This window comes from Ensifer sp. WSM1721, assembly GCF_000513895.2.
Taxonomy (GTDB): Bacteria; Pseudomonadota; Alphaproteobacteria; order Rhizobiales; family Rhizobiaceae; genus Sinorhizobium.
Map to the genome: position 1 here is coordinate 140,078 of NZ_CP165783.1, position 22,666 is coordinate 162,743.

Consider the following 22,666-nt stretch of genomic DNA (forward strand, 5'->3'; position numbering starts at 1 on the left):
ATCAACCTTTCATGGCGGAGCCAACAAAGGAACTTACGAACCAGCGCTGGAAGGCGAGATAGAGGGCGAGGATCGGGATCATCATCAGGACGGAGGCTGCCATGGCGCGGTCCCAATAGATGCTGTCCTGGCCGAAGAAGGTGGCGATGGCGACGGCAATTGGCCGGGCATAGTCGGTCTGCGTCACCAGGATCGGCCAGAGATACTGGTTCCAACTCTCGATCCCCATCAGAATCGAGACGGTGGCGAGCGCCGGCAGGCTCAACGGCAGGAAGATCGAACGATAGATTCGGAACACCGACGCACCATCCATCTCGGCCGCTTCGAAGAGTTCCTTCGGAAGTTGGGCGAAGAATTGGTAGAACAGGAAGATATAAAGCGGACTTGCAATCCAGGGCACGATCTGCACCGCGAACGTGTCGGTCATCCCGGCGCGCGACACCATGATGACGAGCGGCATAATGATGCTTTCCTGGGGGATGACGTAGAGGGCGATGACCAGCGACAGGACCAGGGCGCGACCGCGCAAAGTACCCCAGGCGAGCACGAAGCCGGCCATCGAGTTGACGATCAGACCGGCGCCGACGGTGCAGCCAAGAATGAACAGCGAGTTCAGAAGGTAGCGGCCAAAGGCGAGCTCGCCGGAGAGATTGCTCACCTCTGCGAAGTTCGAAAGCGTCGGGTTGGAGACCCAGAAGGCGCGGAAACTACCCATATCGGCCAGAATCTGGAAGCGGTCGTCCTTCAGGCTTGCGATCAGCAGCATGAACAGCGGCGATACGATCACCAGGGCGATGACGAGGACGCAGGCGGTCTGGACAAGGCGCAGCGAACCGATGGCGGAGCGCTCGCGCTGTGCCTTGGTCTGCAGTGTGGGGATGGCGAGATCAGACATCGAAACGCCTCAGGAGTTGGCGCTGAACGAGCGCGATGACGAGAACGATGAGGAAGAGAATGACCGAGACGGCCGAGGCATATCCAAGCTTCTGCTCTTCGAAGCCGGCGCGCACCATATAGTGCACGACGGTCTCGGTGCTGCTCCTCGGGCCGCCCTGCGTCAGGATCGCAACCTGGGTATAGAGCTTGAAGGCCTGGATGGTGGTGATCACCAGCACGAAGACATGCGTCGGTCTGAGACCCGGCATGGTCACGTGCCAGAAGCGTTGGAAGGCATTGGCGCCATCAATCCTGGCCGCGTCATAGAGCTCATCGGGAATGCCCTGCAGGCCGGCGAGATAGACGATCATCTGAAAGCCATAGGCTTGCCAGGCCGAGAGCAGGACGATCGAGAACATCGCCCAGTTCGGGTCGCCGAGCCAGTCGATCGGCTGGATGCGGCCGCCGGAAAGAAAGCCGATCACCTGGTTAAATGGCCCCGTCGGATATTGGAACAGCGTTCCCCAGATGACGCAGACGACGACCATCGAGGTGATTGCCGGCAGGAAGAACATGCCGCGGAAGAAATTGCGGAGCGGCAGCTTCTGGTGGAGCAGCAGTGCGGTGGCGAAGGCAAGGCCGCATTGCACCGGCAGGATCCAGAAGGTGAAGCGCGAGACGTTCCAGAGCGACGTCCAGAACAGATCGTCCTTGAAGATGCGCAGGAAATTGGTGAGCCCGATGAAACGGACCGGCGTCGGTCGCGGCACCAGTGGCTGGTTGGTCATCGCCGTCCAGAACGACAGGAGGAACGGCACGACGAGGAAGATCGTCAGCAGCGCCACGGCTGGCGCAAGCATGCCGATCTCCTGGTACAGGCGGGTCCTGTCTCTTCGCCGGGCGGGGCGCGTCGCGACAGCCGTCGCCGGCAGCGCCGGTTGCTGCAGGGTCATGATCTCCTCCTCATTTGAAAATAGTCGCCCCCTATCGGCTGCCGCGGCCGCGCGGCATTGGTGCCGCGCGGCCGCAAGCGGGCTATTGCTGTTCGTCGAAGGGCGGGTAGCCGTCGTTTTCTTCGATGTCCTCGTCGATCTTCTCGGCCGCGGTGGTCAGCGCCGCCTTGACGTCGCCGCCATTGAAGATCTCGTCGACTGCTCCCATGAAGGCCGAGGTGATGATCGGATAGGCCGGATGCGGTGGCCGTGCGATCGCCGTCTTCGATGCCTGCTCGAAGGCGACGGCCATCGGACCGCCGTTAGCGTAAAGCGGCGAATCGGCGGCGAAGCTCTTCAAACCAGGATAGGCGGAATCCTCCTTCGCATAGTCGCGGAGTGCCTTGTCCTTGAGCATGAAGCTGACGAACTTGCCGGCGATCTCCGGATGCTCGGACGCCGTGGTGATGCCCCAGATCCAGGTGCCGTTGGGGCTTGCGCCCTTCGGCCCAAACTTCGGCAGCGGCATGACGACGATTTCGTTCTTCATCGTGGCGGCAGCCTCCGCATAGATCCAGTGGCCCCCGAGCGCGAGCGCCGCGGGATGGCCTTCGGCGAAGAACTGGTTGGTGCCGGAGGATTGCGGCACGACCCAGCCGTTCTTCACCCATTTCTGCATCATCGTCAGCGCATCGACGCAAGCATCGCTGTCGAGCGTGCCCACGGATTTCCAAGCCTTGCGGTCGATGAGGTCGCAGCCCGCCGATTGCAGGATGGGGCCGTAGGCATAGGTGATCCACTCGGTCTTGATGCCGTAGCCACGGAACGTGTCGATCGGCCATTTGACGCCCTCGAGCTTCGAGAGCTTTTCGAGGTAATCCTCGAATTCCTCCCGCGTCCAGGCGTCGTCCACGCCCTTCGGGATGCGGGCGCCGATCGCTTCGAGATATTTCCTGTTGCCGTAGAGCACGACCGAGGAGTCGGTGAGGCCGACGGCGTAGAGTTCCTTGTCGATCGGATAGGTGCCCTGCGCGACGTTGGACTCCGTCATGTCGTCAAGGATGTCCTTGTCGATTAGCGGCTTGATCGGCTGCAGGTAGCCCGACCAGACGTAGTTTGCGAGGAACGGCGCGTCGAGTTCCATGACGTCCGGCAACTGCTTTGACATGACGGCGGCGCTGAACTTCTCGTTATAGGCGTCGTGGGGAGCATAGATGAGCTCGATGTCAACATCCGGGTTGGCGGCCTCGAAGCGCTTGGCGACTTCGCCATAGGTCGAGACCCAGCCAGGGTCTCCCTGGTGCATCACATGAATGACGGTTTTTGCTTCGGCCAGACCTCCGAGCGCGACCGATGCCATTAGGAACGAAAGTAAACGATTACCCATTACTGTTTCTCCTCCTCTAACGGGTTTTACGTGGCTACTGATTTATACGGATGACCGCTCCACCAATTGGAACGGAAGCTTGTGCAACTCGCCCGGTGTCGTATCGCCGCCAAGCAGGATGTCGGCGGCCAGCCGGCCCATCGCCCGATGCGGCAGGGCCATGGTCGTCAAGGGCGGATCGAGACGCGAGGCGATATCGACCTGGTTGTCGAAGCTGGCGACGGCGACGTCGTCGGGGATCTGCGCGCCAACGCGACGCAGCGCCGCATAGGCTTCCATCGCCACACGGTCGTTGCCGCACAGGATCGCGTCCGGACGGTCCGGTCCACTCATCAGTTCGGTAATGTGGGAAAGAACGAGGCTGTGCGCTCTGTCGCTATAAATCGCTCTGCGAACGGCCGGCAACACGCGGGCGCCGGCGCCATCAAGGCCCGCCTCGGTGATCGCCTGTCGGAAACCGGCCTCGCGCAATTCGCCGGCGAGCAGGCCGGGCAGGTTGATGAAGGCGATATTCTTTCGTCCGGCCTCGACCAGATAGCTGGTGATGTCACGGGCGGCGCCAAACTCATCCGGTACCAGTGAGGTCACCCGGTCATTCGCTTCGCGGCAATTGATCATCACGCCGACTGTCTCAGCAAACTCCTCCGGCAGCGCGACCGTCTTGTGGTACATGGCGGCATAGGCGATCGCCCGCGGTCGAAAGCGGCGCACTTCCTCGATCACCGCGCTAACGTCGCGGCTGCCGTTCAGCGTCATCGCAAAGACGGCCATGTCAGAGGCGCGCGCCGCACCATCGAGCCCGCGGATGATTTCCGTCGCGAAGGGCGAGGTGATCAACTCGTCGGCAACGACGCCGATCAGCGGCATCCAGCCCTGCCGCATGCTGCGGGCGGCGAGATTGGTGACGTAGCCGAGTTCCTCGGCGATCTCCTTGATGCGCTGCCTGGTCGTCTCAGCCATACGGGCCGAGCCGCCATGCAGCGCACCGGAAACCGTCTTGACGGAGACGCCCGCACGTTCGGCAATGTCGTTGAGGGAGACAGTCACGGCTTCACCTAGGGTTATCGATTACCCACTTGTAGCATTAGCGGAGGCTTAAGTCAAATACCTGCCAGCACCAGATCGTTCCGGTCAAGGATTCCGCCGTCAAGTCTGCCCGGCTGATCAATGGCGCCAAAGACATCTACTATCCCGGCGCGCCGCACGGCATTACCGCCACGCATCAGGACCAGGTCAACGCCGACCTGCTCGCCTTCCTCAAGGCCTGACCCCCACGGGATGCGGAGCAGACCGCCGTGCTCCGCATCCCGTCCGCACTTGGCGCGGCAAGTCGAGGATGCCACGCCCTTGCGGCTCTTGGACTGAGACAGGAACCATCCAAGCGGATGTCGGATATTATTGAGGATTCACAGTTTTCCACCAGGGCGGCCAAGCGACGGCATCGCCGCCAATACATGGATTTCCATAAGTTGCGGCCGTGTAGTGGCGCGAATAGGGTACGACTCGGGATCGCTGACGCTGCTATCGAGACTAGCCATTCGATATGCTGGCGCCGCCCAAGCTTTGTTTTCCCTGCAGGAGCCGCCGATGACGCGCGTCTGGTCGTACCGCCCCCAACTCCTGCACCTGGGTCTGTTTTTTGCGGCCTATGTCCTGGGTTGCGGCTTCGCACAGGCACTTGCAATCGTACCCGGAACAGGCATTTCCATATGGCCTCCGAGTGGGCTTTTCATTGCAACCCTTATCCTCGCACCCAAGCAGAGCTGGCCGTGGTGGGTGTTGGTCGGCTGCCTCGGCGAGCTATTCGGCAATGCCTTGTGGTTCCATAGCCCGCTGCCCGCCGCCGTTCTGATTTATGCCGGCAACGCGCTCGAAGCCATGGTCGGTGCGTGGCTCGTAAATCGGACTTTGGGTCGGCCGGTTCGGCTGGAAACCCTGCGGGAAGTTCTTGTATTCGTCGTATTAGGCGCTGGAGCTGCCCCAGTGGTCAGCGCGACGGTCGGAAGTGCGACGCTTGCCTGGTTCGGCATACTTTCGCAAACTTTCTTGGGGGCCTGGCCTCTCTGGTGGATCGGGGACGCCACTGGGGTTCTGATCGTCGCGCCGCTCGCGCTGGTCGTGATCCAGAACTGGAACGGCAAGGCCGAGCTATCGGCTGCACGATGGATAGAAGCGTGTGCCGTGGGACTTATCCTTCTCGGCGTCGCGGCCCTTTCGCTCGGCGGCTACCTGCCCTTCGCCTATATCATCATGCCGCCGCTGCTTTGGGCCGCGGTGCGCTTTGAGTTCAAGGGGGCTGCCGTTACTCTCGCCCTCCTCGCGCTAATAACCGCGATCTTCACGATATCTGGCGCCAGCCAGTTCGCCGGAAATGCCGAGAATCAGCGCCACAATCAGATCATGCTGCAACTCTTCCTGGCGATCTCGGCATTTTCGGCCTTGGTCGTGGCCGCCATATCCCGGCAGCACCAGCTCGCGTTGCTGACATTACGCCAGAGTGTGGGGGCCCTGCGCGACCGAGAGCGAGAGCTCTCGCAGATCGTGGACATGGTCCCAGTCCACATCAGACGGCTGACGCCCGAAGGCGAACCGACCTTCTTCAACAAGCGCCTGGTGGATTTTTTTGGGTTTGACCTGCAACAGTTAAACAGGCCGGGCACAAGCCAGCTAGTGGCAAACATTGAGACTCTTGTCCATCCAGATGATGCGCCTGGTCTATTGCAGGCGGTGCGCCATGCCGTCGCCACAGGCGAACCATACTCGATGAAATATCGCATGCGCCGTGCGGACGGCGTGTACCGCTGGGTTGATGGCCGGGCGGAACCACTGCGAGACGAGGGCGGGAAGATCTTGCAATGGTACGCAATCTCCATCGACATCGATGATGAGGTGCGCGCGCAGGAGGCCTTGCGCGACCGGGAGCGGGAACTCTCGCAGCTCGTCGACGCCTTGCCAGTCCACATCTGGAGCTGGACGCCTGCTGGCGAACTGGCCTACGTCAACAAGCGATCTTTGGAGGATCTCGGTCTTTCCAAGGCGAACTTCGAAGATACCGTCCGGGTGGCGCAAAAGCTGGTTCATCCCGAAGATGCCCCCGAGGTGCTGCGAGCGTCAGCCAACTGCCTTAAAACTGGCGACGCCTTCATGATGCGGTATCGCCGGCGTTGGAAAGATGGCAACTATCGCTGGATAGAGGCGCGCGCGCAGCCTCTACGCGATCAAGATGGAGCGATCGTTCACTGGTATCAGGTGTCCATCGACATCGACGATCAGGTGCAGGCCGAGGAAGGGCTGAAGAGCAGCAAGCGGCAATTGGAACAAATGATCGACGCCATGCCTTTCAATATCCTGAGCTTCACCGCTTCAGGCAAGATGACCTACACCAGCAAGCGATATCTCGAGGACGTTGGTTCGCCGACGGCGGACATTAAGGACTTCGATGCGCTGGCCCGATACGTGGCTCACCCCGACGACTTTCCAACAATGTTTCAGAGGGCATCGGATGGCTTTGCGACCGGTCAGCCTTTCGTGAACCGATTTCGCCGGCGCAACAAGCAGGGAGTCTATCGCTGGATAGAGGCGCGCGCGCAACCGTTGCGCGATGCAGATGGCACAATCGTGCAATGGTACGTTGCTTCGATCGACATTGAGGACGAGATGCGCGCGCAGGCGGCATTGCGCGAGAGAGAACGCTTCCTTTGGCAACTGGTGGAAACACTGCCGGCGATGATCGATTGTGCTGCGCCGAACGGCGAACCAGTCTATCGCAGCCAGCAACTGCGCGAGTTCCTTGGCTATGAGCTGGAGGAATTGGATGGGAAGGCCAAATCGCGGCTGAACGGCACGCTCGATGCCGGGGTCCATCCCGACGATGTCGCGGGCGTCAAGGAGCAATATGCCCATTGCCTGGCGACCGGCGAACCCTATCTCAGAAAGCACCGTCTACGGCGCTTCGACGGCGAATATATCTGGGTCGAAACGCGCGCAGCGCCGATGCGCAAGGACGACGGTACCATCGTGCAATGGAACGTCATCTGCCTGGATATCGATGGCGAGGTGCGGATGCAGGAAGAGTTGCGCCTGGCGCAGGAGCGGCTTGCGCGCGCCAGCCAAGCCGCGAGCCTCGCGGAGCTGTCGGCCTCCATCGCCCATGAGGTGAATCAGCCCTTGGCGGCGATCGTCGCCAATTCGCATGCGTGCTACCGCTGGCTATCGGCTGAGCCCGTCAATGTCGGACGCGCCAAGATCACGACCGAACGGGTCATCCGCGACGCCAACTCGGCGGCGGAAGTCGTCGGCCGTATCCGGGCGCTGTTCAAGCAATCCGTGGAGAATAGGATCAGCCTGTCGCTCTCGGGTGTCATCGCCGAGGCGTGTAACCTGGTGGCAGGGGAGGCTTTGCGCCGTCGCATCCGGATCAACATCGACGTCGAAGGCAGGCTTCCGCCGATCACGGTCGACCGCATCCAGATCCAGCAGGTCCTGGTCAATGTCATCCGCAATGGCATGGAGGCAATGGAGACTGTCGCAGGGGAAAAAGCTCTCGACGTGCGCGCCCATCGCGTGGGCAGCGAGGTGCAGACCGAAATAGGTGACCGGGGAAACGGCATCGAGTTCCCGGATCAGATCTTTGAACCCTTCTTCACGACGAAAGAAAATGGAATGGGCATGGGTCTCGCCATCTGCCGTTCGATCGTCGAGGCGCATGGCGGGCGTTTATGGGCCGAGAAAAATGAACCGCATGGCGCGCGGTTCATTTTCACCTTACCAATCGTGGGGAAAGCGGCGCCATGACAACGGATGACCATGTTGTTTTCATCGTCGACGATGACGAACGCATCAGGGAGGCGCTCGGCGAGCTCCTGGAGACCCACGGCATGCACGCCATCGCGTTCGGTTCGGCGGGCGACTATGTGGACGCCGAGAAACAGGATCTACCTGCCTGCCTGATACTCGACGTTGAATTGCCCGATATCAACGGCCTCGACCTGCAACGGCAGATCGCCGAGGGCGATCATCCGCCGATCGTCTTCATCACCGGCCATGGCGACATCCCCTCCTCGGTGCGGGCGATCAAGCACGGTGCGGTGGACTTCCTCACCAAACCGTTCAGCGACGCGGACCTTATGGCTGCGGTGCACACTGCGATTTCCGAGGATCGGAAAAAGCGATCGGAACGGGCTGAACTGAGCCTGTTAAGACAACGTTATCTCGAACTGACGCCACGCGAACGCGATGTGCTGCCGCTCGTGGTCAGCGGCCTGCTCAACAAGCAGGCGGCATCGGAACTCGGAATCAGCGAAGTGACGCTGCAAATCCATCGGAGGAATGTGATGCAGAAAATGGCGGCGGCATCGCTCGCCGACCTCGTGCGCATAGCAGAGCGATTGGGGATACCGATCACCCATTCGCGCCGGGTGGGAGGAAATTGAGCATGGAGAAAACAAGACCGATCGTCGCGGTAGTTGATGACGATCCGCGGCTACTGGAGTCGTTGGAGGAGCTACTGGAATCCGCTGGATATGCGGCCTGCTGTCTCCGCTCGGCCGAACACCTGCTCGCCCGCGGCCTGTCGGACCTGGATCTGCTGATCACCGACATCGGCATGCCGGGCATGAACGGCTTTGAACTCCGTGACATTGTCAACAAGGCGCGTCCGGAACTACCGGTATTCCTGGTCACCGGCCGCCACGAGATCGCCGACCAGGGCCGCGCGCGGGGCATCAGCGGCTTTTTCCGCAAGCCTTTCGATGCGCCTGCCTTGCTCATTGCGATAGGGGAAGCTTTGCAGAAATCGAGAAATGGAGGGTGATATGCGAATTGACCAGCCGCTCCGGAGATCGGCACCGCTGTCGCGGCAGAAGAAGAATGACGCAAGTGAGCCCATCGTCGTCATCGTCGATGACGATGCAGCCGTTCGCGAGGCCTTGTCGGAGCTGATCCTCTCGGCGGGCCTGCAGCCCATGAGCTTCGCCTCGACCCGTGAAGTGCTCGACGCCGACATACTGGACCGCCCCGGCTGCCTGATCCTTGACGTGCGCATGCCTGGAGCGAGCGGCCTTCACCTGCAGCATCATCTGGCGGAGAGCGGCAATGCAAAGCCGATCATCTTTCTAACCGGGCACGGCGATATTCCGATGACCGTGCAGGCGATGAAGGCGGGCGCGGTCGACTTTCTCACCAAGCCGGTGCGCGACCAGACGCTGCTCGATGCGGTGATTGCCGGTATTGAACTGGACGCGGCCCGACGGGCCAACGCCTTGGTCGTCAGGCGCAATATCGAACGCCTGGAGACGCTGACGCACCGCGAGCGCGAGATCCTGGGCGAAGTGGCGCGGGGGCGGCTCAACAAGCAGATTGCCTTCGATCTCGGGATAAGCGAGGTCACGGTCAAGCTGCACCGCGCCAATGTTATGCGCAAGATGGAGGCCGGGTCGATCGGCGAGTTGATCAGGGCTTGGGAGACGCTGCCCATGGCGATGCGCGAGGTCGACGGCGCCTGGTTCTGACGGGATCGATCCTGCCCCAGGGATACCGATGTCGCCGATGGTACGTTGACTCACATCGCTTCGATGGCTCTCGCCTCACGGGCTATGAAGTCGCAGAACAGTTTGACGCGCAAGGGCACGGTGCGGCCGAAGGCGTGCAGCGCATTGAATGGCAGGCTCGGAAGCGCGATCTCCGATGCGAACGTGACAAGCGCACCGGCTTGCAACTCCTTCGCCACCAGACACCGCAGCAGATAGGCGGCGCCCAACCCAGCGAACGCCGCCTGGATGAGCGCGGCGCCTGAATCGCAATCTACGCGACCGGCGGGAACAAAGCTGCTGCCGTCCGCCAGACGTACAGGCTGGATTAAGCCGCCGAGCACGTAACGGGCAAAGGGCACGGCCGCCAGATGTTCGACAGGCAGCGGATTGCCCAAAGTCTCAAGAAAAGCCGGAGATGCGACGATCGCCATCGGCAGGTCGGCCAGATGGCGGACGATCAAATCGCCTTGCGTCGGATTGCCAGCGCGCAACACGACGTCATAATCCTCCCGGATCAGATCGACGAATCGGTCGGTAAGGCCGATATCGAGATGTAAGTTGGGATTGTCGGCCGCAAAGCCTGTAAACAGCCGCGGCAGCAGCAGGGGCGCCAGCTCGCTTGGCATGCTGACGCGCAGGCGGCCGGAGAGTGCGGCATCGGACCCGATCCCCTCGTCGCTCGAATCCAGATCCCGCAAGAGCGGTGCGACGCGCTCGAAGAAAATCTGGCCGTCCTGTGTCAACGTCAGGGCCCGGGTGGAGCGCAGGAAGAGACGCGCGCCGATCTTCTTTTCAAGCCTCGCCACGCTCTTCGACACCGCCGATGGCGTAGTATCGAGATTGCGTGCCGCGGCGCTGAAGGAACCGGCCTCCACCGTTCGCACAAAGGCCATCAATCCAGAAGTCTCGTTCAGCAGGTTCGGCATTTGCAACTCCGCGGCACAGATCATGTGCCTGCCCATGATCTAATGGATGAGAGTGCCGCCGTTTATCTCAAGCTCAGTTGAAAGGAGATAAACAATGCAATGTCTCAAAGACAAGGTCGCCGTTATCACCGGTGGCAATAGCGGCATCGGCAGGGCGACCGCCAAGCTTTTCGCCGAGGAAGGCGCGCGGGTCATCATCACCGGCCGGCGGCAGGATGTCGTCGACCAAGCGGTGCGCGATATCGGTCATCATGCCATTGGCATCGTGGGCGACGTCGCCGACCTCGAACATCACCACGAGGTGGTGGACATGGTGGAGAACCATTTTGGTGGCCTCGATATCTATATTGCCAATGCCGGCGTCATCAATCTCACTGCGTCCCACAATGTGACACCGGAAGTTTACGACCGGCATTTCGCCATCAACACGCGCGGCGTGTTCTTCGGCGTCCAGACGATCGCGCCTCTAATCCGCAATGGCGGCAGCATTATCGTTACGAGTTCGCTAGCGGCGACAAAGGTATTGCCGGACCACGCGGTTTATGCCGGCTCGAAGGCCGCCGTCGCCGCCTTCGCTAAGAATTGGGCGATCGAATTCAAGGCACGGCGCATCCGCGTCAACATCCTTAGCCCGGGGCCGGTCGAGACGGAAATCCTCGGTAAGCTCGGCGTATCGGAGGCCGAACGACCTGCGTTCGAGGATCACATGGCGTCGCTCATCCCGGCAGGGCGGATGGGACGACCGGAGGAGCTGGCGCGCGCCGCGCTCTTCCTCGCCTCCGACGCGGGCAGCTTCGTAAACGGGGTGGAACTTCATGCCGACGGTGGCATGACCTTGGCTTGAAAGGCTCGGAAGATGCCAACGATCTGGTCATCATGGCTCCTGCTGCGGACGCTTCAGCCCGACACTGGGACCGCTGTGTTCTTCTGTCGGGTTAGTCGGACATCCGCACGAGTCGCGGTAGGTCTATGGAGGCTTCTGACCGACGATGCGGCCGGAGTTCCAACTGGACTAGCTTTCCTCCCGAAAGCTACTCTCCACAGCCGCAGCGCTTAACCTCAAGCGGGCCGATGATAATCTTCTTAGAAGTGATACCGGGGGGGAAGCCGTCGCTCGATCGGGTTCGTTTTCCGGGCAGGCATCCGCAAAAGCGGACCTTGATATTGGAAGCCCCAAAACTGCCACGAGCTGTCACGCTCCGACCGGACGCGCTGGTCCAGCGGGTCCACTCAAGTGTGATGCCCCTTGCTTTCAATGAGCCCCGAACACTTTAAAACCGCGCCGACCGAACCTCGCTCGACGAGGCGACAAGGCAGCATGACGTGCTTTGGCTCGAGGTCTTCGCCTTCGAGAAGGCGCTCCAGCAGATCGGCTCCGCAATATCCCAGGTCGTAGTAGGGCAGGGCGGCAGTGGTAAGCTCGGGCTTCACCGCATGCGATACCGTGCGGAAATCGTCGAAGCCGACGATGCTGACATCGTTTGGGATGCTCAGTCCCAGACCGAGTGCCGCAATATAGACCTGCAGGGCCATCTCGTCGTTTCCGCACATGATCGCCGTCGGCCGGTCCGGTTGAATGAGGATCTCGCGGGCAGCGGCAAAAACATAGTTGTTCTCCTCGCCGATCACGCCGTCCATTCCCAACCGAACATCGATATCGTTTTCGGACAGTCCGGCTTCCCGGATGGTCCCACGGAATGCCTCGTATCGGAGCTCGGCTCCGAGCAGACGAGGGTTGAGGCGGATATAGCCGATGCGCCGATGCCCCCGCTCGAGCAAATGCCGCGTCAGGTCGCGGGAGCCTTGAAGGTCATCCGGCTCGATCGATACGTAAGGCTTCTTCGATCCGGGGCGGCAGTTCACCAAGATGGTCGGGATATCAACCTCATCAGGCTCAGGATCGATGACCCGATGGTACATCGTCACATAGAGCACGCCTTCGATACGATGGGACTGGAACGTTCTCCAGGTCTCCCGCTCCCGCTCTAGGTTGCCGTTGGTGTTGGCAAGGAAAACGGTGCGTCCATTCGCATTGGCCCAATCCTGTATTCCGCGCACGATGTCGCCTGAATACGGGGTCGTTGAGATGAAATCGGTTATGATGCCGAACGTGCGGGATCGGTTCGAGCGAATGAGGCGCGCGGCCATATTCGGAACGTAGCCCAACGAGGCGATTGCCGCCTCGACTCTCTGAAGCGTGTCTGCGTGGACATTTGGCTCCTTGTTGACCACGCGCGAAACCGTCTTGTCGGAGACGCCGGCCATTCGCGCCACGTCCTTGATGCTGACCATGATTGCCGTTCCTCACCAGTTGTCCTGAACATATGAAGATAGCGCTTTCCATGCAAGTGACAACGTCGACATTATTCATGACAACGTCGTCATCTACGATTGACAACGTCGACATTCTTCCGTTAGCCTCTGCCGCAAGGGTTGGAAAAAGCGAGCCTTTTGGGAGGAGCCGCGATGAAAAAAATGCTTGCAACAAGTGCGATCGCATTGGTGATTTCAGCAGCCGCCGCGGACGCCGAGACTTTGAATATTCTCGTCGAGGGCGGCGGTGAAATGCTCCAGAAGGCCGTTGCTGCGCGGTTCACCAAAGAGACCGGCATCGAGGTCAAGTTCACGGTGGTCCCCTATCAGGGAGTCTTTGACAAGCTCTCGGCCGAGATCGCTTCGGGGCAGTCGAATTTCGATGTCGCCTCGATCGATGTCGTCTGGAATGCTAAGTTTGCGCGGCATCTGGAAAGCCTCGACGATCTTTTCACGCCCGAGTTTGCGGCAGATTTTTCCCCGGCGCTGCTGGCAGACGCGAAGCTTGGCGGACACTATATCGGCGTCCCGGCCTGGGCGAACGCAGAGGTCGTGCTCTATCGCAAGGACCTGTTTGAGAGCCCGGACGAAAAGGCGGCGTTCAAGGCCAAATACGGCTATGAGCTCGCCCCTCCGGCCAATTGGCAAGAGTGGCGGGATATCGCCAAGTTCTTCACGCGCGACACCGACGGCGACGGCAAGACCGACTTCTGGGGCACCGACACGATCGGCGCCTATTCAGAAGAATGGATGGCGCATGTGTTGCAAGCAGGCTCGCCCGGCGTAGTCCTCGATGCCGAAAACAATGTCATCATCGACAACGCCGCTCACAAGGAGGCGCTCGAGTTCTATGTCGCTCCCCTTTGCCAGGACAAATCCGTTCCGGAAAACGTCGCTGAGATCGGCTGGGGCGAGGCCCAGAACCTCTTTTATCAGGGCAAGACGGCGATGATGAAATTCTGGGCGCATGCCTACAGGATGACGCCGGCGGACTCCAAGGTTAACGGCAAGGTCGGCGTCGCTTCGATGATTGCCGGAAAAGCGGGGATCGCCGGCATCCCCGGTACCTGGTACAACGTCATTCCTTCGACTGCCGCCAACAAGGAGGCCGCGAAGAAGTTCATCGCCTACGCGGTCAAGCACAACGCGATGGGCATCGAAGCTCCGCTCGGCCTTGCTGCGACGAACTCCGCCTACCAGAGTTACGCCGGCAAGCAGGGATATGAACACTTCGAGCCGCTTTTGAAGACGTTAGCGGCAGCCGCGACGCGGGGCCGTCCGATGCATGAGCACTATCAGGAGATCGTTGATGAGGCGGTGCTGCCTGCCGTGCAGAAGGCTCTTTCCTGCGAAGATGACATCGGTGAGGTCCTATCCGAAGCCAAGGAGACGATTGAGGATATCTTGAACTGATCCTCCCAAGCGGGTCGGCCAGTTGGTCGCCCCGCCGCCTCACCGCGTTTCCTGATACCGGAGTTGGATATGACCGAGAACCGGTTTGTCCTCGCTATGATCGCGCCGGCAGCAATCTTCCTGGGCTTGCTGGTCGCCTATCCAGTTGCTCTGCTGGTCTACAATTCCTTCTTCAAGGTCGAGCTCATTGCACCGGACGTTCGCACGTGGGCGGGATTGCAGAATTACATCGAGGCTCTGACGTCATCGCGAGTCCGTGAAAGCGCACTGCGCACCGTTCAGTACACGTGCTTCGCGCTGTTGTTCGAGTTCGTTTTCGGCTTCTGCGCGGCATTGCTGTTCAACGCGATCGCCGACAGCTCCCGCTGGCACCGGACGATTTTCGCCTTGCCGCTCATGGTGCCGCCTATCGTTGCCGGTCTACTGTGGCGATTCCTGCTGATCGGCGACATCGGTATTCTCAACCACGGACTGGTCGGCCTCGGCCTGATCGACAGTCCCGACGCTATCCGTTGGCTCTCTGACGAGGACGTCGTCATATATGCGGTTTCCTTCGCAGACATCTGGCTGACGACCTCCTTCGTTGCGCTCGTCAGCTATGCGGGACTGACAAACATTCCCCGCGAACTGCTCGAGGCCGCGCGGATCGACGGCGCCAGTGCCCTGAAGAGGTTTTGGCACGTCACACTGCCGATGATGCGTCCGGTTCTCGCGGTCGTCGTGATCGTTCGCGGCGTCGATGCTGCCAAGACATTCGACCTCATTTGGATCCAGACGCAGGGCGGCCCGCGCCATCAGTCCGAAGTCATTTCCATGAACATCTACCAGAGGATGGTGCGCTACGGCGACCTCGGCGAGGCATCCGCTTCCGCAACGCTCTTCCTCATCGCCATGATCCTTCTCGCTGTCGTCGCCTACTGGAAGATCTGGAGGCCCGCCAATGATTGAGCGCAAGAAACGAGACGTCGGCGGGGCGGTCATCAACATCTTCGCCTCGCTGCTGGTGCTGTCCTATGCGGTTCCGTACGTCTATCTGCTGATGACGGCGCTCAAACCCGCCGCCGATGTGCAGCAGATTCCGCCGTCGTTCTTCCCGAACCGCATCACGCTTGAGAACTTCAGCACGGTTCTTGCCACCCCGAGCCTGCCCGCCGCCTTTGCGAACTCGCTGATGGTGGCAGTGCTGACGACGGTCCTCTCGCTGGTTCTGGCCGTGCCCGCCGCCTACGTTGCGACACAGTATCGTCGGTCCTTCACGACGTTCTTCCTGCTGTTTGCACTCGTCACCCGCATGGTGCCGGCCGTGTCGCTCGGCGTGCCGCTGTTCACCCTGCTCAAATCCTTAGGGCTTCTCGACACGACGTTGGGGCTGGTGCTCGCCCACACATCGACCGCCGTTCCGCTAGCATTGCTGCTCATGTCGGCCTTCTTCGAGGGGCTTCCCAAGGAGCTTGAAGAAGCGGCTCGAATGGATGGATGCACGCGGTTTCAGGCTTTCGTGAAGATCATCCTTCCGGTGATGCGCAGTGGCATCGCGGTCACCGCCCTCTTCTCGTTCATCGCCAGTTGGAACGAGTTTCTCTACGCGCTTCTGCTGACTTCGGAAAAAGGCAAGACCGCTCCCATCGTCATCGCGGAATACAACTCCGTCTACGGGCTGGCTTGGGGGCCGATGACCGCGGCTGCAGTGCTCTATTCGCTGCCCGTCATCCTCATCACCCTCATTCTTCAGAAACAGATCATCGGCGGCCTGACCTTCGGCGCTGTCAAAGGCTAATGGAGACGAGAAATGGCCGAGATTTGCCTGAGCAATATCAACAAGGTTTATGGCGACAGCTTCCATGCGATCCGCAATCTGACATTCGACATTAAGGACGGCGAGTTCCTGGTCTTCGTCGGCCCGTCCGGCTGCGGCAAGTCCACGGCACTGCGGATGATCGCCGGGCTCGAGAGCATTTCGAGCGGGGAATTGCGTATCGGCGACAGGCTCGTGAATCACGTCGATCCGAAGGACCGCGACATTGCGATGGTGTTCCAGTCCTATGCGCTCTACCCGCACAAGACCGTCCGGGAAAACATCGCGTTTCCTCTGCGCATGGCGAAGCTGCCGAAGCCGGAGATCGATCGCCGCGTCGAGGAGGCCGCCCGCGTCCTGGAACTCACGCCGCATCTCGACCGCAAGCCGGGCAGGCTCTCCGGCGGCCAGCGGCAGCGCGTGGCGATGGGAAGGGCCATCGTGCGCAAGCCGGCGGCCTTCCTCATGGACGAGCCGCTTTCGAACCTCGACGCCAAGCTCCGCGTGCAGATGCGGGCGGAGATCTCGCGCCTGCAGAAGGAACTCGGTGTCACCACGATCTACGTCACCCACGACCAGGTCGAGGCGATGACGATGGGAGACCGTGTTGCCGTCTTGAAGGGCGGTGTACTCCAGCAAATCGACACGCCGAAGAATCTCTATGATCGACCCGTCAACGCCTTCGTTGCCGCCTTCATCGGCTCGCCCTCGATGAACCTTTACGAAGCGTCCCTGTCGGGGGACGACTTGAGACTCGGCTCGCAGTTCATCCGACTGCCCAGTGAGGTTTTTGCGGCGCGTCCTACCCTCCGCACAGAAAACGGGCGAACCGTCGTTGTCGGCATCCGCCCGGAGGACATGGATGACGCTTCGATCGCGCCCTCAAGCGCAGAAATCCAGGCGACTGTCACCCTCGTCGAGGGGCTCGGTGCTGAGACGATGGTCCATCTCGCGATCGAGGCGCCTTGGGTGGACGCCGGCGACCCAGACGCCGTCGCGGAGATCGGTCACCAGCGCTCCGCAGTCGGCCGCTTCTCACCAAAAACCGAGGTTCGGATCGGCGACCGTGCCCGCGTCGCGCTGACCCCTACAAACCTGCATTTCTTTGATCCCGAAACCCGCACCAGCATCTGGTGACGGCCACACACATAGGAGACTGTGACATGACATTGCCGTTCATCCCCACGAGTCCACTCGCGGGGCTCCCCCTCGTGCGCCCTGGCGTCCGCTCAAAGCGGCAGTCGAGCTATGACGCGACCGGCGGCAACAAGGACTTCAAGATCGTGCCCGCCGGTCAAACGCAGGTGATGGCCGACATCGACGGAGCCGGCTGCATCAAGCACATGTGGATCACTACGCGCTGCTACGATCCTCAATATCTGCGCAAGCTTGTCCTGGAGATGTACTGGGACGGCAGTTCGGAGCCGTCGGTGCGCGCCCCGCTTGGCGACTTCTTCGGCGTCGGCCATGCGACGGGAGCACACTGGTGGTCCCTGCCGATGAACACGACGTTCGGCGACCGCCGCGGGCCGAAAGGGCCGTTTTCGCCGGCGATGAACAGCTATTGGCCGATGCCTTTCGAAACAGGAGCCCGAGTTCAGATCGTCAATGAAGCGGACGAGCCGATCCAGAACCTGTTCTACTACATCGATTACGAGCTCTATGCCGATGCGCTTCCCGCAAATATGGGGCGGTTCCACGCAACATGGAACCGCGAGAACCCGACGACTGCGATCCCGACCGTGCAGCCCTACGCGAACCCGGCACCATGGGACCTCGGCGGAGAGAATACCACGGGCGAAGATAACTATGTCGCTCTCGACATCGAGGGCGAGGGCCACTACGTCGGCTGTGTGCTCAACATCGATAACTTCAATGCCTCCAACCAGGAATACACCTGGCCCGGCGAAGGCGACGACATGATCTTCATCGATGGTGAGGCCTGGCCGCCTTCGCTGCATGGCACCGGCACGGAGGATTATTTCGGCTGCTCCTGGGGGTTCCCGGCAGGACAGCACTCGACGCCCTATCACGGCATTTCACTCGGCGCGGACGTGCAGGAGCATTTCGGCAAGTGGTCGCTCTATCGCTTCCACATCGAGGATCCGGTGCACTTTTCGAAGTCCATCCGCGTGACCTTCGAGCACGGCCACGCCAACGATCAGTCGAACGACTATTCCTCGGTCGCATACTGGTATGCGCTCAAGCCCACTGCCGCCAAGCCCCTGCCGCCGGTCAAGGACCGGCTCGTCCGGCGCTGGCCGGAACATGGGCTGTGGGACAGGTAATCTCCTCCCAAGAGCAACTTGGGCCGGTCTTTGCGCCGGCCGCCTTTTCTATGAGCAAGCGACCACTGCTGAAACCGGGGGGATAGATGAGTTCTGGAAAGACGAGCCGGGCGACCTTCAATGTTGCGCCACAATCGAACAGGATGAATGATCCGAAAGGACTGTTCCATGTCGACGCGTCCGGCGGCAACGGGTCTGACCTGTTAAGCTGGGCCGAGCACGACGTCACGCTGCTGCCCCATGGCACCAAGCAGCAGACGGACAGCCCGAACGCCGGCGCGGGCCCCGACGGAGCGAACGGCCGACCCGATGATGAGGAGCACGCGCCCCCCGGCGGGCAGGACGGAGACGCCACCGGGGCCTCCTCAGACGACACCACAGGTGATTCCAATGACCGCTGACCACTCGCAAAGTAACGGCCTTCCGGACTCGGGCTTCGATTCGTCCCTCGGATCTGAAAACGCATCCGGCGCGGCATGGTCGCGCGGGAAACCGAGTTCTACAAATCGTACGACTTGAAGAACTGGTCCTATATGTCGAGCTTCGGCCCGGCCAACGCCGTTGGTGGTGTGTGGGAGGTGCCGGATCTCATTAAATCACGGTGGAGAACACCGGCGAGACCAAGTACCTGCTGGTGCAGAACATCAATCCGGGCGGCATCGCCGGTGGATCGGCGGCACAATACTTCGTCGGCGACTGGGGGCACATCCTCGTCGACCCGATGGAGCTGAACGACACGTCGATCCTCAACCTGCCGCCCACGAACGCGACGGTTTCGCGGACTGGGAGGTTATCGGCCTGCCACTCGGCCGGACCGCCAGTGGCGACTTCGCGAACGGCTTCTCCACCGCGATCGGCGCTCAGTTCGGGCAACAGACAGTGACCGGCTTCCAGGGCTCAAGGCTCGTCAACACCTTCTGGGAGGAGAACCCAGGTTCGGGACTGAACGGTGACTTCGCCACGGGCACTCTCACTTCAGACGCCTTCACGGTCTCGAAAGACTGGATTCGCGGCGGAAACGCACGATGGTCTTCGCGATCGTACAGTGATCAGTGACTTCAAAGTCGGCATCGATGCAATCGACCTGGGAGGCGAGGCACTCTGCGCGCGAGCCGCGCGCACCGAACTCTCTGCATCATTCGGGAAACCGCCGAGCGCGCCTGGTCACTGCGACAGGGGCGCCACGCGGCGCGCCACGAGGGTGTGCGGAAACGAACACAGGCTGTCGAGCGTCGGACCTATTCCAGACGCACAACCGAGCCGCGACGGATGAGCTCGCAGCGGTATTTGACGTGATTTTCAGCCGGCGGGCGGCCGGCGATCAGCTCGGTCAGCATACGCACGGCCAGAGCGCCCATATCGCGATAAGGCAAGGCCATCGTCGTCAGAGGCGGGTGAATACCGGTCGAGACGACCTGGAAATCGTCGAAACCGACGACTGAGACGTCCTCCGGCACCCGCAATCCCAGGTCCGAGGCAGCGCAGTAGACTTGCAGCGCGGTTTCGTCATTTCCGCAGACGACTGCCGTCGGCCGGTCGGGGCTGCTTAGAATACGTCGGGCATTCTCAAAAGCCACGAAGCGATCAGCGAAAATCGCACCTACGCGTCCGGGTACTACCCATTCCTTTCGCACTTCGATGCCCGCCGCAGCCAATCCGTCGAAGAATGCCCGGCCGCGAAGGTCCGCCGCCAGGAGCAACTCGTTCAGCATGACATAAGCGATCTTTCGATGTCCCTGCTCGACAAGGTAACGGACAACGTCCAGCCCGCCTTGATAGTCGTCCGGCACTACGGAGGGTAGAGCGCGTTCGGGAGCACTGCAATTTACCAGCACCGTCGGTGTGTTCGGAAACTCTACATCGGGCGGAACATGGCGATGAAACATCGTCACGTAGAAGACGCCGCCGATGCCATGCTCGCGGAAGATCTGCCAGGCGCGCAGCTCTTTCGCCGGATCGGCGGAGGTGTTCACCGTCAGCAGCGTGTAAGGCGTGTCGTCAAGGGCATCCTGAATACCGCGCACGATGTCGGTCGAAAACGGCGTGGTCGACACGACGTCGGTTATCAATCCCAGCACGCTGGAACGGCTGGTGCGCATCAATCTTGCCGCCTGGTTCGGAACGTAGCCTAGCGCCTCGATCGCCTTCTGAACCTTTTTCTTGGTTTTTGGGCGAATCAGACCTTCGCCGTTGACGACGCGCGACACGGTTCGATCCGACACGCCGGCAAGTGCTGCAACGTCCTTAATGCTGACCATTGTCTTCCCCTGAGCGCACAAACCGCTTCACCGGTGCCTCGATAGCATTGTGATCATGCCCATAGCCATCGCTCCACCTGATCAATCACAAACAAGTCACCCTTTCACACCGGCCCGCACGAAGGAGTCGATGATCCAACGCTGCGCCACCAGGAAGACCACCAAAACCGGCAAGATCGACAGCGAAACCGCCGCGATGACCTCCGAAGTCGCCGACGAGTTCCCGACGGGGTCACGGATCGACATGATCCCGACCGGCAGCACCATCTGGTCGACCGAATTGAGGAAGATCAGCGGCATGAAGTAGTCGTTCCAGGTCATGGTGAAGATGATGACGGATAGCGCTGCGATCTGCGGGCCTGCCAGTGGCACGGCAATCGACCAGAAGGTACGGAAATGGCCTGCATTGTCGACACGCGCTGCCTCGAACAGCTCCTTGGGAAGGGTCAGGAAGAACTGGCGCATCAGGAAGATGCCAAAAACGCCCGACATGCCGGGCGCGAAGGCACCGGTGAGGCCCGGAACGATAATTGACCACTGGCTGTCAACCAGACCGAGCCAGCGCATCAGGAGGAACAACGGCACCAGCGTCGTCTGAATCGGGACCATCAGCGAGACCAGCAGCAGCGCAAAGAGCACGTTCTTGAACGGGAAGCGGAGCCGCGCGAAGGCGTACCCGGCGATCGTGGTAGTTGCGACGTACCCGAGAGTGACTGTGGTCGCAAGCACAGTCGAGTTCCAGAAGAAACGGCCGATCGGGACATCCGAGGCAAGCAGCCGGCGGTAGCTTTCCAGGCTGGAATCCAGTCCCGGGAGCCAGCGTGGCGGAAGCGTGAAGGCTTCAGCCACGGGCCGGAAGCTGGTGGTGAACATCCACAGGAACGGCGCCACCATCACCAGTGCGCCAAGCCCGAGCACCACATAGACGAGCGCGGTGCGCAGCCGCGAAATCATTACCCGTGTTTCCGGAGAGAGACGACGCGCCGACAGGCGGGCCGGCGTCATATCCCATGAGATGTGCATTGGCTTATTCATAGAAAGCCCACCGCTTGGAAAGGGCGAACTGGATCGCCGTGACAATGACGGTAATCGTGAGCAGCAGCAGCGAGATCGCCGATGCGTAGCCCATGTTGAAGGACTTGAAACCCTGCTCGTAGATGTACATGACCAGGCTGCGGGAGGAATCGCCCGGTCCGCCATTGGTGAGCACGACGATCGATTCGAACACCTTGAAGGCGCCGATCGTGTTCATGGTGAGCAGGAAAAGGATCGTCGGAGAGAGGAGCGGCATGGTAATCTGCCAGAAAGTCCGCAGGCTGCTTGAGCCATCGACGCGCGCGGCATCGTAATAGTCCTTCGAGATGCTCTGCAGCCCTGCCGTTGCGATCAGCATCGCGAAGCCAACATTCTTCCAGATGTCGAGGACGATCACGGACCAGAGCGCGTTGCGAGCGCTTGAAAGCCAGCGCACGGGCTCGACGGCGACAAGGCCGAGGTAGTGGTTGATCACCCCGATATCGCGTTGGAAAAGGAATTGCCAGATCACGGCAACGAAGATCAGGCCTACCAGGGAGGGGAAGAAAAAGGCCGCGCGGTACGCATATTGAACCGTCTTCGACATGTTTCGGTTGAGTAGGACTGCCAGCACCACGCCGAGGCCGACATTGCCGGCCACGGCAAAGACCGCGAAGAAGGCGGTATTGCCGAGGACCTTCCAAAGCCGTCGATCCTCCAGCATCGCTTCGAAATTGGAGAGCCCGACGAAGCTCGGGCTGCTGAACAGATCGTACTTCATCAGGCTGAAAACCATTGTGGCGATCATCGGCCCCGCGACGAAGACTGCGAAGCCGATCAGGGCCGGCGCAATGAACAGAAGACCGGCAGTGGTCTCCTTGCGATTTTGCGGCGAGAACCAACCCGCCGCCGCATCGTTGGCGATGTTGGCCAT

General features: G+C 60.8%; 21 protein-coding genes and 1 pseudogene. 13 read left to right on the forward strand and 9 right to left on the reverse strand.

What is annotated here, in order from left to right:
• Position 1 precedes the first annotated feature (1 nt).
• The 4 genes from M728_RS18445 to M728_RS18460 all read right to left on the reverse strand — a co-directional run bounded on the left by M728_RS18445 (position 2) and on the right by M728_RS18460 (position 4,242).
• Positions 2-895: a carbohydrate ABC transporter permease gene (locus M728_RS18445; protein ID WP_026622322.1), complete on the reverse strand. Its 894-nt coding sequence runs from the start codon at positions 893-895 to the stop codon at positions 2-4.
• Complete coding sequence (locus M728_RS18450; RefSeq protein ID WP_026622321.1) at positions 888-1,829, reverse strand: carbohydrate ABC transporter permease; 942 nt, start codon at positions 1,827-1,829, stop codon at positions 888-890. The genes M728_RS18445 and M728_RS18450 overlap by 8 nt, the downstream gene beginning before the upstream one ends.
• Before the next feature lie 82 nt (positions 1,830-1,911).
• Positions 1,912-3,195: a sugar ABC transporter substrate-binding protein gene (locus M728_RS18455; RefSeq protein WP_026622320.1), complete on the reverse strand. Its 1,284-nt coding sequence runs from the start codon at positions 3,193-3,195 to the stop codon at positions 1,912-1,914.
• Between the two features lie 42 nt (positions 3,196-3,237).
• The gene (locus M728_RS18460) at positions 3,238-4,242 is read right to left on the reverse strand and encodes a LacI family DNA-binding transcriptional regulator (protein ID WP_026622319.1); all 1,005 of its coding nucleotides are present in this window, start codon (positions 4,240-4,242) and stop codon (positions 3,238-3,240) included.
• 71 nt (positions 4,243-4,313) lie between these two features.
• Here M728_RS18460 and M728_RS18465 point away from each other — a divergent pair.
• The 5 genes and pseudogenes from M728_RS18465 to M728_RS18485 all read left to right on the forward strand — a co-directional run.
• Positions 4,314-4,463 (forward strand): annotated as a pseudogene (locus tag M728_RS18465) (alpha/beta hydrolase); the annotation flags it as partial.
• A gap of 319 nt (positions 4,464-4,782) precedes the next feature.
• Positions 4,783-7,989, forward strand: a complete 3,207-nt coding sequence (locus tag M728_RS18470; RefSeq protein WP_026622317.1) for a PAS domain-containing protein — start codon at positions 4,783-4,785, stop codon at positions 7,987-7,989.
• A complete protein-coding gene (locus M728_RS18475; RefSeq protein WP_026622316.1) occupies positions 7,986-8,627 on the forward strand; it encodes a response regulator transcription factor in 642 nt (213 codons plus the stop codon). Before M728_RS18470 ends, M728_RS18475 begins: the two co-directional genes overlap by 4 nt.
• A 2-nt stretch (positions 8,628-8,629) precedes the next feature.
• Entirely contained in the window at positions 8,630-9,007 is a 378-nt protein-coding gene (locus tag M728_RS18480) for a response regulator (RefSeq protein WP_026622315.1), read from the forward strand.
• 1 nt (position 9,008) lies between these two features.
• Positions 9,009-9,704, forward strand: a complete 696-nt coding sequence (locus M728_RS18485) for a response regulator transcription factor (protein WP_026622314.1) — start codon at positions 9,009-9,011, stop codon at positions 9,702-9,704.
• A gap of 50 nt (positions 9,705-9,754) precedes the next feature.
• Here M728_RS18485 and M728_RS18490 read toward each other — a convergent pair whose 3' ends face one another.
• Complete coding sequence (locus M728_RS18490) at positions 9,755-10,687, reverse strand: LysR family transcriptional regulator (protein WP_026622313.1); 933 nt, start codon at positions 10,685-10,687, stop codon at positions 9,755-9,757.
• 58 nt (positions 10,688-10,745) lie between these two features.
• Between M728_RS18490 and M728_RS18495 the strand changes: the two genes are divergently transcribed.
• Positions 10,746-11,495, forward strand: a complete 750-nt coding sequence (locus M728_RS18495) for an SDR family NAD(P)-dependent oxidoreductase (RefSeq protein WP_026622312.1) — start codon at positions 10,746-10,748, stop codon at positions 11,493-11,495.
• A 386-nt stretch (positions 11,496-11,881) separates the two neighbouring features.
• On the opposite strand, the gene M728_RS18500 is transcribed toward M728_RS18495, so the two are convergent.
• Positions 11,882-12,943, reverse strand: coding sequence for a LacI family DNA-binding transcriptional regulator (locus M728_RS18500; RefSeq protein ID WP_051440994.1), 1,062 nt, complete (start codon positions 12,941-12,943; stop codon positions 11,882-11,884).
• A gap of 174 nt (positions 12,944-13,117) precedes the next feature.
• Between M728_RS18500 and M728_RS18505 the strand changes: the two genes are divergently transcribed.
• The 7 genes from M728_RS18505 (at position 13,118) to M728_RS18535 (ending at position 19,343) form a co-directional block, all read left to right on the forward strand.
• The gene (locus M728_RS18505) at positions 13,118-14,377 is read left to right on the forward strand and encodes a sugar ABC transporter substrate-binding protein (protein WP_026622311.1); all 1,260 of its coding nucleotides are present in this window, start codon (positions 13,118-13,120) and stop codon (positions 14,375-14,377) included.
• A 69-nt stretch (positions 14,378-14,446) separates the two neighbouring features.
• Complete coding sequence (locus M728_RS18510) at positions 14,447-15,325, forward strand: carbohydrate ABC transporter permease (protein WP_026622310.1); 879 nt, start codon at positions 14,447-14,449, stop codon at positions 15,323-15,325.
• Positions 15,318-16,154, forward strand: a complete 837-nt coding sequence (locus tag M728_RS18515; protein ID WP_026622309.1) for a carbohydrate ABC transporter permease — start codon at positions 15,318-15,320, stop codon at positions 16,152-16,154. Before M728_RS18510 ends, M728_RS18515 begins: the two co-directional genes overlap by 8 nt.
• A gap of 12 nt (positions 16,155-16,166) precedes the next feature.
• Positions 16,167-17,309: an ABC transporter ATP-binding protein gene (locus tag M728_RS18520; RefSeq protein WP_026622308.1), complete on the forward strand. Its 1,143-nt coding sequence runs from the start codon at positions 16,167-16,169 to the stop codon at positions 17,307-17,309.
• A gap of 26 nt (positions 17,310-17,335) precedes the next feature.
• A complete protein-coding gene (locus M728_RS18525; protein ID WP_026622307.1) occupies positions 17,336-18,460 on the forward strand; it encodes a glycoside hydrolase family 172 protein in 1,125 nt (374 codons plus the stop codon).
• An 86-nt stretch (positions 18,461-18,546) separates the two neighbouring features.
• Positions 18,547-18,861: a hypothetical protein gene (locus tag M728_RS18530; RefSeq protein ID WP_156943528.1), complete on the forward strand. Its 315-nt coding sequence runs from the start codon at positions 18,547-18,549 to the stop codon at positions 18,859-18,861.
• Between the two features lie 200 nt (positions 18,862-19,061).
• Positions 19,062-19,343 (forward strand): hypothetical protein, encoded by a 282-nt coding sequence (locus tag M728_RS18535; RefSeq protein ID WP_026622305.1) that lies wholly within the window; start codon positions 19,062-19,064, stop codon positions 19,341-19,343.
• A 355-nt stretch (positions 19,344-19,698) separates the two neighbouring features.
• Here M728_RS18535 and M728_RS18540 read toward each other — a convergent pair whose 3' ends face one another.
• The 3 genes from M728_RS18540 to M728_RS18550 form a co-directional block, all read right to left on the reverse strand.
• Positions 19,699-20,718, reverse strand: a complete 1,020-nt coding sequence (locus tag M728_RS18540; protein ID WP_026622304.1) for a LacI family DNA-binding transcriptional regulator — start codon at positions 20,716-20,718, stop codon at positions 19,699-19,701.
• A 96-nt stretch (positions 20,719-20,814) separates the two neighbouring features.
• Complete coding sequence (locus tag M728_RS18545; protein WP_198023420.1) at positions 20,815-21,741, reverse strand: carbohydrate ABC transporter permease; 927 nt, start codon at positions 21,739-21,741, stop codon at positions 20,815-20,817.
• A 4-nt stretch (positions 21,742-21,745) separates the two neighbouring features.
• Positions 21,746-22,666, reverse strand: coding sequence for a carbohydrate ABC transporter permease (locus M728_RS18550; RefSeq protein ID WP_051440993.1), 921 nt, complete (start codon positions 22,664-22,666; stop codon positions 21,746-21,748).

What these genes read in the sequence shown, in the direction of transcription:
- M728_RS18545 (WP_198023420.1), bottom strand. Translation starts at nt 21,741, where the DNA reads ATGCACATCTCATGGGATATGACGCCGGCCCGCCTGTCGGCGCGTCGT.
- M728_RS18470 (WP_026622317.1), top strand. Translation starts at nt 4,783, where the DNA reads ATGACGCGCGTCTGGTCGTACCGCCCCCAACTCCTGCACCTGGGTCTG.
- M728_RS18475 (WP_026622316.1), top strand. Translation starts at nt 7,986, where the DNA reads ATGACAACGGATGACCATGTTGTTTTCATCGTCGACGATGACGAACGC.
- M728_RS18480 (WP_026622315.1), top strand. Translation starts at nt 8,630, where the DNA reads ATGGAGAAAACAAGACCGATCGTCGCGGTAGTTGATGACGATCCGCGG.
- M728_RS18445 (WP_026622322.1), bottom strand. Translation starts at nt 895, where the DNA reads ATGTCTGATCTCGCCATCCCCACACTGCAGACCAAGGCACAGCGCGAG.
- M728_RS18450 (WP_026622321.1), bottom strand. Translation starts at nt 1,829, where the DNA reads ATGACCCTGCAGCAACCGGCGCTGCCGGCGACGGCTGTCGCGACGCGC.
- M728_RS18540 (WP_026622304.1), bottom strand. Translation starts at nt 20,718, where the DNA reads ATGGTCAGCATTAAGGACGTTGCAGCACTTGCCGGCGTGTCGGATCGA.
- M728_RS18490 (WP_026622313.1), bottom strand. Translation starts at nt 10,687, where the DNA reads ATGGGCAGGCACATGATCTGTGCCGCGGAGTTGCAAATGCCGAACCTG.
- M728_RS18485 (WP_026622314.1), top strand. Translation starts at nt 9,009, where the DNA reads ATGCGAATTGACCAGCCGCTCCGGAGATCGGCACCGCTGTCGCGGCAG.
- M728_RS18495 (WP_026622312.1), top strand. Translation starts at nt 10,746, where the DNA reads ATGCAATGTCTCAAAGACAAGGTCGCCGTTATCACCGGTGGCAATAGC.
- M728_RS18550 (WP_051440993.1), bottom strand. Translation starts at nt 22,666, where the DNA reads ATGGCCAACATCGCCAACGATGCGGCGGCGGGTTGGTTCTCGCCGCAA.
- M728_RS18520 (WP_026622308.1), top strand. Translation starts at nt 16,167, where the DNA reads ATGGCCGAGATTTGCCTGAGCAATATCAACAAGGTTTATGGCGACAGC.
- M728_RS18510 (WP_026622310.1), top strand. Translation starts at nt 14,447, where the DNA reads ATGACCGAGAACCGGTTTGTCCTCGCTATGATCGCGCCGGCAGCAATC.
- M728_RS18505 (WP_026622311.1), top strand. Translation starts at nt 13,118, where the DNA reads ATGAAAAAAATGCTTGCAACAAGTGCGATCGCATTGGTGATTTCAGCA.
- M728_RS18525 (WP_026622307.1), top strand. Translation starts at nt 17,336, where the DNA reads ATGACATTGCCGTTCATCCCCACGAGTCCACTCGCGGGGCTCCCCCTC.
- M728_RS18500 (WP_051440994.1), bottom strand. Translation starts at nt 12,943, where the DNA reads ATGGTCAGCATCAAGGACGTGGCGCGAATGGCCGGCGTCTCCGACAAG.
- M728_RS18515 (WP_026622309.1), top strand. Translation starts at nt 15,318, where the DNA reads ATGATTGAGCGCAAGAAACGAGACGTCGGCGGGGCGGTCATCAACATC.
- M728_RS18455 (WP_026622320.1), bottom strand. Translation starts at nt 3,195, where the DNA reads ATGGGTAATCGTTTACTTTCGTTCCTAATGGCATCGGTCGCGCTCGGA.
- M728_RS18530 (WP_156943528.1), top strand. Translation starts at nt 18,547, where the DNA reads ATGAGTTCTGGAAAGACGAGCCGGGCGACCTTCAATGTTGCGCCACAA.